This window comes from Laceyella sacchari (assembly GCF_004343255.1).
In the GTDB taxonomy this organism is placed as follows: domain Bacteria; phylum Bacillota; class Bacilli; order Thermoactinomycetales; family Thermoactinomycetaceae; genus Laceyella; species Laceyella sacchari.
The window spans coordinates 959,384-972,971 of record NZ_SMDD01000001.1 but is presented as its reverse complement, the minus strand read 5'-3'; the positions used below and the strand labels follow the sequence as shown (position 1 = coordinate 972,971).

Annotated in this window: 12 protein-coding genes and 1 CRISPR repeat array; of the genes, 1 reads left to right on the top strand and 11 read right to left on the bottom strand. The window is 48.3% G+C overall.

All coding sequences use genetic code 11. The features are described from left to right. Nucleotides 1-66 precede the first annotated feature (66 nt). Complete coding sequence (locus tag EDC32_RS04690) at nt 67-753, top strand: SDR family oxidoreductase (RefSeq protein ID WP_132220180.1); 687 nt, start codon at nt 67-69, stop codon at nt 751-753. 85 nt (nt 754-838) lie between these two features. Here EDC32_RS04690 and EDC32_RS04685 read toward each other — a convergent pair whose 3' ends face one another. The 11 genes from EDC32_RS04685 to EDC32_RS16255 form a co-directional block, all read right to left on the bottom strand. Next, nucleotides 839-2,641, bottom strand: a complete 1,803-nt coding sequence (locus tag EDC32_RS04685; RefSeq protein ID WP_132220179.1) for an ATP-binding protein — start codon at nt 2,639-2,641, stop codon at nt 839-841. Then, nucleotides 2,638-3,354: a response regulator transcription factor gene (locus EDC32_RS04680; RefSeq protein WP_022738409.1), complete on the bottom strand. Its 717-nt coding sequence runs from the start codon at nt 3,352-3,354 to the stop codon at nt 2,638-2,640. The genes EDC32_RS04685 and EDC32_RS04680 overlap by 4 nt, the downstream gene beginning before the upstream one ends. Before the next feature lie 25 nt (nt 3,355-3,379). Continuing rightward, nucleotides 3,380-4,579, bottom strand: coding sequence for a c-type cytochrome biogenesis protein CcsB (ccsB, locus tag EDC32_RS04675; RefSeq protein ID WP_132220178.1), 1,200 nt, complete (start codon nt 4,577-4,579; stop codon nt 3,380-3,382). A gap of 20 nt (nt 4,580-4,599) precedes the next feature. Then, a complete protein-coding gene (resB, locus tag EDC32_RS04670; protein ID WP_132220177.1) occupies nt 4,600-6,183 on the bottom strand; it encodes a cytochrome c biogenesis protein ResB in 1,584 nt (527 codons plus the stop codon). 121 nt (nt 6,184-6,304) lie between these two features. After that, entirely contained in the window at nt 6,305-7,018 is a 714-nt protein-coding gene (locus EDC32_RS04665; protein ID WP_132220963.1) for a pseudouridine synthase, read from the bottom strand. Between the two features lie 102 nt (nt 7,019-7,120). After that, entirely contained in the window at nt 7,121-7,654 is a 534-nt protein-coding gene (locus EDC32_RS04660; RefSeq protein ID WP_022738403.1) for a spore maturation protein, read from the bottom strand. Nucleotides 7,655-7,676: 22 nt separating this feature from the next. After that, nucleotides 7,677-8,288: a nucleoside recognition domain-containing protein gene (locus tag EDC32_RS04655; RefSeq protein ID WP_132220176.1), complete on the bottom strand. Its 612-nt coding sequence runs from the start codon at nt 8,286-8,288 to the stop codon at nt 7,677-7,679. Next, nucleotides 8,285-9,436, bottom strand: a complete 1,152-nt coding sequence (locus tag EDC32_RS04650) for a D-alanyl-D-alanine carboxypeptidase family protein (protein ID WP_132220175.1) — start codon at nt 9,434-9,436, stop codon at nt 8,285-8,287. The genes EDC32_RS04655 and EDC32_RS04650 overlap by 4 nt, the downstream gene beginning before the upstream one ends. Before the next feature lie 198 nt (nt 9,437-9,634). Next, nucleotides 9,635-10,030 carry a spore germination protein GerW family protein gene (locus EDC32_RS04645; RefSeq protein ID WP_022738399.1) on the bottom strand — a complete coding sequence of 132 codons (396 nt, stop codon included), beginning with the start codon at nt 10,028-10,030 and terminating at the stop codon, nt 9,635-9,637. Nucleotides 10,031-10,055: 25 nt separating this feature from the next. After that, nucleotides 10,056-11,549 (bottom strand): recombinase family protein, encoded by a 1,494-nt coding sequence (locus tag EDC32_RS04640; protein ID WP_132220174.1) that lies wholly within the window; start codon nt 11,547-11,549, stop codon nt 10,056-10,058. A 91-nt stretch (nt 11,550-11,640) separates the two neighbouring features. After that, nucleotides 11,641-11,784, bottom strand: coding sequence for a hypothetical protein (locus tag EDC32_RS16255; protein WP_022738397.1), 144 nt, complete (start codon nt 11,782-11,784; stop codon nt 11,641-11,643). A gap of 133 nt (nt 11,785-11,917) precedes the next feature. Next, nucleotides 11,918-13,094: a CRISPR direct-repeat array (repeat unit 31 nt; unit sequence CTTTCAATACCACTATGGATTCAACTAAAAC). Between the last annotated feature and the right edge of the window lie 494 nt (nt 13,095-13,588).

The following is a 13,588-nucleotide window of genomic DNA, read 5'->3' as shown; positions in this document are numbered from 1 at the left end:
CTAGCAATAGTTTGTTCATTCGTGACCGGACGCGATCCGTCACGGCATCAAGGAGGACTGCCAACCATGGAACTGAACGGAAAAGTTGCTATTGTCACCGGAGCCAGCAAAGGATTGGGAGAAGCCATCACCAAACGGTTGGCCTTGGGCGGGGCGACAGTCATCGCCAGCGCCCGAAGCCAAGCCAAGCTGGAAGCAGTGGCAGAAACCCATCCTGAGCGGATTCACCCATTTGCCTGTGACGTCACGAACAGTCAACAAGTGCAAGACTTAGTGCAATTCGCGATCCAACGTTTTGGTCGGTTGGATGTGCTGATCAACAATGCCGGCCTCGGCCACTTCGCCCCCGTTGACGAACTCACCGAGTCACAATGGGATGAAATGATGAATGTTAATCTCAAAGGAGCCTTCCTCACTTGCAAATATGCGATTCCCCACCTCAAGGCGACGGAGGGACATATCGTCAACATCTCCAGTGTAGCCGGGACGGAAGCTTTTGCTCGCGGGGGCGGGTACTGTGCATCCAAGTTCGGATTGATGGCGTTGACCGACGCGTTGACCCAAGAATTGAAACCGCACCATGTGAAAGTCTCCGCTTTGTGCCCCGGCTCTATCAAGACCGAATTCGGTCGGCAAAAAGACTACGCGATGGAAGCGGAGCAAGTCGCTGAAGCGGTCTGGACCATCGTGTCTGCACCCAAGGGAGTCATCTACAATACCATCATCATGCGTCCGCTGGTACCCGCCAAGTAAAAGGCTACAACCCAATCAGGAAAATACGCGTAGCGGGCAATAATAAAAGACCGTCACCCCACTTAGGGTAACGGTCTTTTTCTTTTTATGCGTACAACACTTCATCAGCCACACGTACAGGCAACTCTACGATAAAGACGGTGCCTACGCCCAGTTGGCTCTTCACCGACACGGTGCCTCCGTGGGCAGTGACCAGATGCTTCACAATGGACAGGCCCAAGCCTGTTCCACCGGACTTTCCTCTGGTTCGTGCTTTGTCCGCTTTATAAAAACGTTCAAAGACGAAGGGTACATCCTCTTCGGGAATACCCGAGCCTGTGTCTTCCACTTCCAGAAAGATGCGTTCTCCTTTCTGATACACATGAACTGTCACAGACCCGCCCGTGGGTGTATGGCGGATCGCATTGTCCACCAGATTGGTCAACACTTGCTCAATCTTGTCTTCATCCCAAAACACCGTCGGCAAATGGTCGGCCAAATCCGCTTCCAAACGGACTTCTTGTTCTCGCGCAAGATTTTGGAATTTGCGGATGACCCGTTGCACGAATTTGTCCAATGGCTTCTCGGCCGGCTCCACTTGAATGTGACCCGCCTCCATGCGGGCCAAATCCAGCAGTTCGCGCACCAAGCGCCCCATCCGTTGCGATTCCTCGTTGATCACTTGTGCAATCTCTCTCCGCTCTTCCGGCGTTTCCGCTATATCGTCGAGCAAAGCTTCACTGTAGCCTTGCAACATCGCCAAAGGCGTTCTCAATTCATGCGACACATTGGCAACGAAGTCCTTGCGCAACTTGTCCAAGCGCCGTTCTTCCGTAACATCCCGCAACACGGCCACCACTCCGCGCACTTGATCGCCCGCATACAGTGGCGACATCATGACAACCCACGTGCGCCCATGTTCCGAGATGTCCTCCGTATGTTCTTGCGTATCCTCGATCACCTTATTAAAGAGCGCTTGTAAAGAAGGGGGCAGAGCATTTTTCTTCACTTCTCCTCTCCACAACGACAAAAAGCCTTCGCCGATGGGATTGGTCATGATGATTTTGCCAAACTTGTTGATGGTCAGCACACCATCGGACATGCTTCGCAAAATGCTTGCCAACTGCTCCTTCTCCTGCGACAACTGGTGAATTGTGTCTTCCAGCTGTGAGGCCAAGCGGTTGAAAGTCATAGCCAGCTCGGCGATTTCATCCCGTTCGTGGTAGCGCACCGGCACCCGTGTCGAAAATTCCCCACGGGCCATTTTCTCCACCGCGCGCTTCATCTGGATCAAAGGTTGCGAAATGCGCGAGGACAAGAAGAAGGCGAAAATCGTCGTCAAGACGATGCCGATCAGGAACGTGTAGAAAATCCACCGTTTAATATCGGATTCGCTCAATTGATCCTGCACTTGATACAACACGATGGCGCCCGATGGCTTTTTATCCTTGATATAAGGCACCGCCACCAGCAAAATATCGTTCTTTAACAATGGATTTCCCGGACGGGGGTTGGTTTGCAATCGCACCTTCCCCCGCATGGTAATTGACTGACCCTTTAAGACCTTCTTTAACTCTTCATCCGTCAATATCTCCCGCCACTGCACGTTGGGCACGTGCGGCGAAACCCCAATGGGGCTAACAGAGCCACTCGCGTCCAACACCACCAAGTATGTACCGAATTCGGACGCCCCCATCAGCACATTGTTGAGATATTGGGTCTGGTTGGGGCCGGCCTCTTTCAATTGGGTTTGAATACGCGTCGCCAACTTCTCCAAACTTTGTCTTTGCCCTTCGACATAGCTGTTCTCGATTTGTTCGCTCAAAAACAGGCTCAACAACACCAAGATCAACGTGACGAGAATAATAATAGTCAACCATAATTTACCGACAACACTTCTTAAGATCACTCTTTCGGCACCTCTAACTTATAACCGACTCCCCAAACAGTGGTGATCATCTTAGCGGCTCTGGAGGAAGCACGGTTGAGTTTCTCGCGCAAACGTTTCACATGCGTGTCAACCGTTCTCAAATCCCCAAAAAATTCATAATGCCACACATCGCGGAGCAATTGTTCCCGTGTGAACACTTTGTCTGGGGATTTGGCCAAGTAGTACAGCAGCTCGTATTCTTTGGGCGTAAGTTGAATTTTTTTGCCCCCTGCTTTCACCTCATGCGCATCGTGGTCGATGGTCAGCTCGGGGAATACGAGTACATTGTGCGTCTCCGTATCCGTAGTGAGGAAAGCGGTGGCCGAAGCCCGTCTCAGCACCGCCTTCACCCGATGAACCAACTCGCGCGGGCTGAATGGCTTCACCACATAATCGTCGGTTCCTGCCTCAAATCCTTCCACACGATTGGCCTCTTCTCCTCTCGCTGTCAGCATAATAATGGGGGTTGCCTTCTTTTTGCGAATCTCCCCGCATACATCCAACCCATCCATCCCCGGTAACATCAAGTCGAGCAAAATCAAATCATAATCTGTAGAAAACGCCATTTCCAAAGCGATTTCGCCGTTTTCCGCCTCATCGATCAAATAACCTTCCCGCTCCAGATACATGCGGAGCAGACGACGGATACGATCTTCATCATCAACTACAAGAATGTGATATTGTTTTTCCATTGCACTTTCACCCCGGCTGTTAAACTTATGCGTAAGAATGTAAACCTGAGATGACCAAATTAATCACAATTAGGTTAATCATGATTATGACAAAACCGCCAACTGCCAGCCAAGCCGACTTGGCGCCATGCCATCCGCGCGACAGGCGGAGATGGAGATAAGCGCTGTAGAACAACCAGGTAATGAGCGCCCACACTTCTTTCGGATCCCATCCCCAAAAACGGCCCCAAGCCTCATGCGCCCAAATCATGGCAAAAATCAGTGCGCCCAGCGTGAAGATCGGAAAGCCGATAGCAATAGCGCGATAGCTGATTTCCTCTACCAGATCGGGATTTACCCGGCTCACCATGGGGTGGAGAATTTCTCGAAGCGGCTTCTTGGAAATAAGCCGGATCAACCCGTACAGAATCGCTCCGCTGATGACACCCCACAAGACAGAATTGAGTTGTGATGCAGCATCTTTCCCTTTCATCCAACTCGGCGCTTCCATCAGCGGTTGGCCCAAGCCCGCAAAACGATCGATGCTGATCACTTCACTGTCATGCGGCGCAACCAAAGGCGGCAAGGAGTACTCCTGCACGGCCGGTTGCCCGTCGACGATATGTGAAAATTTCGCTTCATAGTTCATGGTTTTAAATGCCATATTCACCGCACTAAAGCCCACAAACATCAAAACGATCACCAGAGTAATTTCTAACCATCTGGCATTTTTTCCTTCTTTCTCTCTACCAAACTGAAACACCAAATAGATCAGACCGGCCACAAAGCCAACCCCGAACGCCCCTTGGCCAAGCGCAGCAGTCGATACATGCACCGGCAACCAGTTGCTCTGCAACGCGGGAATCAGCGGCTGAACCTCATGCGGGAACACCGAAGCATACGCCAGCAAGACCACTGCAAGCGGCATCACAAAAGCCCCCAATACCGCCGAGCGGTACATAAAATAAAGAATGATAAACGCGATGACGATCGTGAAGCACAAAAACGCCGTAAACTCAAACATATTACTCGTCGGCCAGTGCCCGCCGATCAACACCCGGGTGATAATAAACATGAATTGAAATACCACGCCGACAATGCTCATCCCAATGCCGATGTTTCCCCACATACGGCTCTTACGGCTTTCTTTCTCCAATCCTTTGTTGGTCCCCATCACAAAGGCGACAGTGGATAACAGGTAAAGGAAAAAGGTACACAAAAGGAGATTTTCCATCAACTGTTCCATCGTTTCCTATCCTCCCATGCTCAGTTGCGTTTCACTTGGAGTGCGTCAATTTCACCTATCAGTTTGAGTTCGCGCTCCAAACTGTACCAGTTTTTGTTCGTGTGCGCACCGATATAGAGTCGCCCATCATCCACAAGCGCCCACACTCGGCGATGATGCCAATAGAAGCCCATCACCAAGCCGATCATGCAGATGACCCCACCAAACAGAATCACATTCAGGCTCTTGTCAACACGAACCATCAGACCCGTTGAATCGACCATCTTCATGCCCGCCAAGTCTATCGCATACCTATTTTCTTTCGTCAACTCATCGAGGTTTTGGCCGGAAATCACCCAGGAACGCTCCCCTTTAGCTTGTCCTTTTTCTCTCACTTCAAAGACAAACGCCGGTTTGTTCGGATCGGGAGACTTGGTTATCGGCCGGTTATTCTCCAACGCGAAGTCCGGATAGTAATCGAGCAAAACCACTTCTTTGTCCTTCACCCGAAAAACTTGATTTGGCTTCAAATCATATAGATCTACAGTGAATTTTCCCAACGCCTTCCCGCTTTCTTTGTCCACCAACTTCAAGTCGAGCGCATCCAACAATCCGATGCGAAAGTCGGCTTGCACCAGTCGGAGATCTTTATAGGCGAGCGGATGGTTGACGAGAATCGAACCTTTGGCCACCGGCTTCAGCTTGCCAGTATCCCATTCTTTCTCGTACAGCACGGCGCGAGTTTCATATTTTTGGGCGATAGGCCCTGCATCCTGATTCGACTTGGGCACGTTTTTTTGATCATAGAAGGTGATGTCAAACCCCTCATTTTTAACATAATAAGGCAATTCAGGGACTTTTTTTACTTCCCCTTCGCGCACCCACATCGTTTCATCCAAGTACCAACCAGGCACATAACGCAACAAAACACCGAATAAGAAAATAATCAAGCCAATGTGATTGATATAAGGCCCCCATCGGCTAATGCGCCCTTTTTCCGCAAGCAAAGCGTTTCCTTCTCGTTTAACCTGGTATCGCTTCGATTGTAACGCTTGCTCCAGCTTCGCCAACTTCTCATCTGCTTCCTCCGCTGTAAGAGCGGTTTCGGCAGTGATCCGTTGCCGCTTCAAAAAATCGACGCTTTTTCTTACCTGTTGGTTTTTCAAAGCTTTGTATAATGGGATCACGCGGTCAAGGCTACATACCACCAGCGAAATCCCGATCAAGGAGACCATCGTGAAAAACCACCATGAATTGTACATATCGGAAAAGCCAAAGATGTGGAACCATTTGCCCCACAACCCGTATTGCTTTTCATAATAAGCCGCGGGATCGCTCGATGGAACAAACTTCTCTTGTGGGAAGATCGTCCCGATGCCAGCCGCGATTAATGTGATAATGATGAGAATGATGGCCACTTTAACCGAAGAGAAAAAGTTCCATACCATATCAAAAGGAGAGGACTGAAAGGTTTGCGAACGCCGCGCTTTCCCTTCATATCGCATCTCCTGAACAATGGTCTCTTTCCCTTTGGTTTCTTCATCAAGCGGTTTCCCGCAACTCTCGCATAATATGGTGCCGACGGGGTTATTGTGACCGCATTCACATTTTGAATTCTCAATCAAGGCTATCTCTCCCCCCGTTTTTCAACCCCTTGCTTTGTAACTCTACAATCTTCCAACTTACATTATAACGCCTGTCTTTTTAACCACGGTACTGCAATTTGAAGATTATATGAAAACCCTTTTATGTGAGTAACTGCCGCAATCTATCCAGTTCTTGGCGGGTTAACTCGCGGTATTCCCCCCGCTTCAATCCCTGAAGCGTAAGAAACGCCAACTTTGTCCGGATCAAATGGGTAATCGGAAGGCCAACTGCTTCGCACATTCTCCGCACTTGGCGATTGCGCCCTTCCCTGATGGTGAGTTGCAATTTGGTTTGGATATCGTCTTGAGACAAGATCCGGACTTTAGCCGGGGCAGTCCAACCATCCTCCAGCTTCACCCCTTTGCGCAACTTTTCCAAATCGGCCGGGCTTGGTCGACCCTTCACGGTGGCCACATATGTCTTGTCCACTTCATATCGCGGATGAATCAAACGGTTGGCAAGTTCCCCGTCATTGGTCAACAACAACAGGCCTTCCGTATCATAATCCAGCCGCCCCACCGGATAGACGCGTTCGGGTACGGAGCGGAAATAATCCGCAACCACCCGCCGCCCTTGCGGATCGGACATGCTCGTGATGACACGCAATGGTTTATAAAATAAAAACACTCGTTTTTGTTCCTGTTTTACCAACGCCCCATTCACTTCAATTCGGTCCCGCGCCGGGTCGACTTTGACTCCCAATTGGGTGACAACTTTCCCGTTCACCTTCACTTTTCCGGCTTTAATCAGCTCCTCGGAGTGGCGCCTCGACGCAACACCGGCATGAGCCAGCACCTTTTGCAGACGTTCAATCACTATGATTCACCTCTATGTCATCTTAACCGTTTCAGCTGGGGGACACAAGTGTGCGCACCGGAACAAAAAAAAGACCTGGTTCCAGGCCAATAGACGAGATTATAAATATAGGATGGAACAAATCCCCAATGATGCGAGAAAACCGATCAAATCCGCCCACAATCCAACCTTCAGCGCATACAGGGAGTTACGAATGCCGACCGCCCCGAAATACACGGTCAAAACGTATAGTGTCGTGTCGGTGCTGCCTTGGATCGTGGATGCCAATTTGCCCAAAAAAGTGTCAGGGCCGTGCGTGCGAAGGATGCTCTCGACAAAGGCCAATGAACCCGTACCCGAGATCGGGCGCAGAATGCCAATTGGCACCACTTCCTCGGGAATGTGAAAAAATGATAATACCGGAGTGAGGAACTGCAAATAAAACTGCATTGCGCCGGTATCCCGGAAGATGGCGACTGCCACCATCATTCCCACAAGATGAGGAATAATGGAAACGGCGGTGGGAAACCCTTCTTTGGCTCCTTCAATAAAGCTTTCATAGATTGGCACGCGTTGGAACAAAGCGTACAGGGGGATGAACACCAGCAAGGCCGGCAACATGATTTTGGATATGAGCGAAACCGCTTCAAACATCAAACACTCCCCCTTTCCCCTGTCATTTCCAATGCGGCTTCAACAAGCCTGAACGGTCAAACGTGCGGTGCTGGTAGTAGCGATCCAGCAACACGGCCATCGATGTGGCTATAAATGTGGCAAGCAGCGTCGGGCCAATGATCTCCGTTGGCTCCACCGACCCGTACTTGAGCCGGATACCAATAATCGTTGTCGGAATCAGCGTCAAGCCGGAAGTGTTCAACGCCAGCAACGTGCACATGGCCGGTGTCGCCGTCTTGGGATCGGGATTCAGCTTCTGCAACTCCTCCATGGCTTTCAATCCCATCGGAGTTGCGGCGTTTCCCAAGCCAAACAAATTGGCGCTCATATTGGACAAGATGTAACCCATCGCCGGATGTTCCGGTGGCACTGTAGGAAATAGAAACCGCGCGACCGGCCTCATCAGCCGGGCCAACTTCTCCAACAACCCCGCATCTTGTGCAATCCGCATCATTCCTAGCCAAAACACAAGAATGCTGATCAGACCGATACACACAGCCACCGCATCCTTCGCCCCGTTCAACGCCGCATTGGTCACCAGATCGAACCGGCCTTGGGCCGCTGCGGCAACCACGCCGCTTAAGATCATAAAAAACCAAATCCAGTTGATCATCGCTCCGCCCCCTGCCATACCATCAATCCGATCCATTCTTTCATTTCATGGAAAATGGATCGTTCTGGATGCATCTTCACCACCAATGGTATGGCGCCGATCTGCTCTTCCCTGAGGAAAATCCGGGCACTTCCCACCTGCTGATGGTTATGTTTCACCATCTTGAGCGGAAAACTGATGACCGGTTCAACCACCACTTGCCCCTTTTCCTGATCTGTCAGCGGATAGGAAAACGACGCTCCTGCGATAATATCAAAACGTTTATCCTCCGCCGTCAGGTGTGCTTCTTTGGAAATGACTTGTCCTTTCCGCAAGATCGACACCAAATCATAGTGCTGAAAACCATATTCCAGCATGCTCATGGAATCGCGCCAGTCATCACCATCATTCAACGTTACCGTCACCAACTGGTGCCCGTCTTTTGTGGCTGAGGAGACCAACGTGCGGCGGGCTTTTTTGGTGAATCCCGTTTTTACACCATCAGCCCATTTGTATAAGCGCAACATTTTATTCTTGTTATAAAATTTACGATGCCATTTCTCTCCGGGCCATGGGACAGTTTTCACTTCCGTCTTCACGATTTCTTGAAAGACAGGATTCTGCAAGGCATATGAGGCCAATACTGCCAAATCTCGCGCCGACGAATAATGACCTTCAGCATCCAGCCCATGGGGGTTGACAAAATGAGTGTGCGATAACCCCAAATATTCAGCCTTTTCATTCATCATATAAACAAAACCTTCAATTGAACCGCCCACGTGTTCCGCAATGGCAACTGCCGCGTCATTGCCCGAGCGGAGCATTAATCCATACAACAACGTTCGCAATGGGATCTTTTCCCCCAACTTGAGATAAATGGACGACCCCTCCACTCCGACCGCCCGCGGCCCAACCGTCACCAACTCATCCAACTTTCCATTTTCAATCGCCACGATCGCCGTCATAATTTTCGTGAGGCTGGCAATCAACATTTCTCGGTCGGCGTTCTTTTCAAATAAAACCCGGCCAGATGTGACATCGACACAGATCGCAGCTTGCGCACTGGGAGCGATGTCGATGGTCTCCTGCGCCGCCACCGGTTGCACTCCCACCATCCATCCCCATACCGCAACGATCAGAACCGCTCCCCATCGTTTTAGCTTCACCATTTATTCACCCCATTGCTCCGTCTGGGTTTGTACCAATATATGCAAAGGGGACAAGAATATGTGAAAACAACGACACGGCACTCCCGCCATATCGTTGTTTTCCATAAACACGTATCGACATTAGAAAAACCTTCTCCCGCAAAGCCTAGCACCCTCCGGAGCGGGATCTTTAAGAACTCGGTCAAGCAGACCCTCGTCCTATTCGCATCCTCCATTTGATTTCTTTTTGCCCCAATTTTTCAGCTGCTCAACCAATCCCGGCGCCATGTCCAACACCCGGTCGATCAAATGCGTGTTTCCGTCCATGTTCAACAAGCGGATGCCTTTGTCGCCGACAACAATGAATCCGACAGGTGTGATAGAAATTCCCCCACCGCTTCCACCGCCGAAAGGAAACTTTCCGCCTTCTTGCTCTTTCCCTTTCCCTTCTTGATCTTTTTTCTTGTCTTCCTCCCCCGAGCGGCTTCGTTTCTCTTCTTCCGCAACGCCCTTGAACTCACTTCCTCCTGCCGCAAATCCAAAACCCACTTTGGATACTGGGATAATGATTGTTCCAAAAGTAATTTGCAAACGAGCCAAAAGCCAGCAAGGCACGATGGCCGTTCTACATACTAGACCCCTATAGAAAATTTATCGTTACCTTCGGCTTTTCGTCGATTTGATCGCGCTCCCAGATAATGTTGTGAATAATCGATTTGTATGCGCGGTTTAATGCCTTGGCGTCTTTTTCATGATCCAGTACATGAATGACATCCTTCACCGTCGCCAACATATCTTCATTTCTGGCTTGTTCCGTGTGATCAATTTGCTTCTCAATCACCCGGTAATCCTCTTCACATTGGCGCAATTGCGATTCATATTCCGCTTTCTTCAGCACGTACTCCTCTTTGCTGATCTCCCCATCCGCTCTCATGTCGGTCAAATTGCTGAGGCGGTTTTCAATCTTCTTGATCTCTGCCAATTTCTTTTCCAACAAATCATACAGCACGCGCCGATCTTCAAGATCAATCCCTTTGCGAATCGCTTCTTCCAACTCTTCTTTCTTCTGCTCAATCGCAGCGCGAACAGCCGACTCGATCTGCGACATGTTTCCGCCCACATTGGTGCAACGCGTTCCAAAATGATCTCGGTAGGTGCAGGATTTCAAGTTATCATACGGCCTGTCTGATCTCTTCTGAATTTGCAACGTGTGTCCGCATTTACCGCACTTGATGATTCCCGAAAAAGCATGTTTCCCTGCCCTGCTAGCGTGCGGGGTTACTTTTTCCCTTTGAAACAAAAATTGCAGCTTATTGTGTTCGATTTCCGTCTTTACGGGCTTATGACAGTTCTTGTATACCACCCATTCCGTCTTGGGTTTGGTAATGATCGCACCCGTCGTGACAATCTTCTTCTTTTTCCCCACAACAATATGTCCCAAATGAACCTCATCTAACAGTAAGCGACGAACAACCTGCGGGCTCCATAATCCTCCACGAGGAGAAGGGATCGTCAGCTTGTTCAACTCCCACGCAATATCCGTGGAGGACCAACCGCTGAGCGCCCAATCTACCATCATGCGATAAATCTCCAACTTTTTGGGATCAGGAACCGCCTTCTTCGATTCTCTATCATATATATATGGAAATGGCGGTTTTCCATTGCACCAATTCCCCATCTTGGTGGCTCGCGCTTTCCCTTGGCGCAACCGTCTGGCAATTGATTTATACTCCTGCCGTGCAATCATCCCCTGGAAATCAGCCAGCATCATGTCTGACTCATCATTCAGATTGTAGACTTTCTGCGGCGTGATAATCAGCGTATCTGAAATCGCAAACGTTTTTTCGATCGTCGCTTGGTCTACCTTGTCACCACGGCCCAACCGGTCATAGTGAACAACCAGCACAGCATCATACATCTCTAGCTCAACATCTTGCAGCAGCTCTTGCATCTTGGGTCGAGCTTCGATGCTATCCCCCGTACCGATCTCCGCGTATTCAACATAGGACCAACCATTCTTTTCGCACATCGACACCAGTTCATCCCTGTGCTTAGCAAGGTCCACATCTTCATCGCCACGTGATTTACGCAGATAAATAGCAACATTGTGCACATCGTAAATGCTTTGGCTCATTTGCGAACTCCTCTCGGTGCATTGTTATGTACATATCATATAACAAAAAAATCGGGATGCAAAGCGCACCCCGATTGTATGATGAAACCTTTTAATTTCTGTTCTTTTGAGCTACTTTCATCTGTTGGACCAGCTTCACAAAGTCCTTACAGGCTTCCGGTGTAGGACTGCCATTTATGACTAATATAACCTCTTCCAGCTCGATCACTTTCTGCTCTGGATGTTGTTCCCTCATTGACTGTCCACCCCTTATGGGTGCATTGTTGCCAAAAAGGAGAGGGAACTTACATCCATTTGTTACATTTATGCCGTTTGGTTATTTATGTATGTATCGGTCTCCTGAAAGTATATTAAATGATCATCGATTTTCAACAATGTCACTATGGATTCAACTAAAACCGTTTGGCCAAACCGCAAAGCTAGCTGAAATGGTAGGATTTCAATACCAGTATGGATTCAACTAAAACGGATATTCCGTCTCTGTTTGAAGAGATAACGGAATTCTTTCAATACCACTATGGATTCAACTAAAACTCCTTGTATAAATCTTCGACCATAACGGCGGTCAACTTTCAATACCACTATGGATTCAACTAAAACAAAAAATAAAAGTGATTGCTAAGTTTAGATGGGATCCTTTCAATACCACTATGGATTCAACTAAAACCAAGGGCTTTTTCGCTTCGATTTGACTTTTGTTTGATCTTTCAATACCACTATGGATTCAACTAAAACTCGGCGATTTTATCCCGTTGATCCTCAATTTGATCAACCTTTCAATACCACTATGGATTCAACTAAAACCATGTTTTCCACACACCCGAACTCTCCTCCACATACCCTTTCAATACCACTATGGATTCAACTAAAACGATTTCTTCGCGGATTAAAGAACGTTTTACCTTATCCCTTTCAATACCACTATGGATTCAACTAAAACGGTTTTCTTGCTATTCGCCCGTTTTTTCTTTTCTCCCCTTTCAATACCACTATGGATTCAACTAAAACTGGGAATTGCCGCGGATGAAGATGATGACGCGGCGAGCTTTCAATACCACTATGGATTCAACTAAAACCGGAAGCGGGAAATGATTTTCGATGATGTTGATGCCCTTTCAATACCACTATGGATTCAACTAAAACGGCTCGGCATCACCCTTTGGTCAATGTCCAGACAGCTTTCAATACCACTATGGATTCAACTAAAACATGAAAGACGTACTCGAGCAGTTTTACATGTACCCGACTTTCAATACCACTATGGATTCAACTAAAACGTGTCACGCTGGAACAATACATAATTCCAAGCCTCTTTCTTTCAATACCACTATGGATTCAACTAAAACGCGATCTTTTTCAATAACTCCCCAACGCGTTCCACTCTTTCAATACCACTATGGATTCAACTAAAACCGATTTCAAGTGCCGTCTTCTCCGTCGAGTCAACACTTTCAATACCACTATGGATTCAACTAAAACTCGAAGGCCGTTTAAATAGTAAAACCGGATTTGTCCTTTCAATACCACTATGGATTCAACTAAAACCCGTATGTGAACATCAGTCATTTCAAGCATTTTCATTATATCAAAAAACAAAATTGTCTGTGAACCGTTAATGATGCGAAAACCCCAGGAGGTTCACAGACTTTTTAGCATGCTAAAGGATAGTTTAGACCTCTGATTAAATCTATCCCCCTCATTTCTTTTTAGATTCCTTATAATTGACTTCGACTCGAAGTAGTCTATCAGTACAATTTCCTTTTCAACGCCCGCTATTACAATTCAACAACCACTATGGTTACAACTAAACCTTCAACCGAATATAAAGACGGCGATGCCATTGACTTGTTTCAATACCACTATGGTTACAACTAAACGCGAGGGGCTACCCGTGGGGAAACCAATGGGGGGCGATTTCAATACCACTTTGGTTACAACTAAACCAGTATGTGAACATCAGTCATTTCAAGCATTTTCATTGTATCAAAAACCAATATAATCTGTGAACCGTTAATGATGCAAAAAACCCCGGGAGGTTC

Excerpts from the sequence above, each read along its gene's own strand:
- EDC32_RS04655 (WP_132220176.1), bottom strand. The coding sequence starts at position 8,288 with ATGATCAACTGGATTTGGTTTTTTATGATCTTAAGCGGCGTGGTTGCC.
- EDC32_RS04650 (WP_132220175.1), bottom strand. The coding sequence starts at position 9,436 with ATGGTGAAGCTAAAACGATGGGGAGCGGTTCTGATCGTTGCGGTATGG.
- EDC32_RS04640 (WP_132220174.1), bottom strand. The coding sequence starts at position 11,549 with ATGAGCCAAAGCATTTACGATGTGCACAATGTTGCTATTTATCTGCGT.
- EDC32_RS04690 (WP_132220180.1), top strand. The coding sequence starts at position 67 with ATGGAACTGAACGGAAAAGTTGCTATTGTCACCGGAGCCAGCAAAGGA.
- EDC32_RS04680 (WP_022738409.1), bottom strand. The coding sequence starts at position 3,354 with ATGGAAAAACAATATCACATTCTTGTAGTTGATGATGAAGATCGTATC.
- EDC32_RS16255 (WP_022738397.1), bottom strand. The coding sequence starts at position 11,784 with ATGAGGGAACAACATCCAGAGCAGAAAGTGATCGAGCTGGAAGAGGTT.
- ccsB (WP_132220178.1), bottom strand. The coding sequence starts at position 4,579 with ATGGAACAGTTGATGGAAAATCTCCTTTTGTGTACCTTTTTCCTTTAC.
- EDC32_RS04660 (WP_022738403.1), bottom strand. The coding sequence starts at position 7,654 with ATGTTTGAAGCGGTTTCGCTCATATCCAAAATCATGTTGCCGGCCTTG.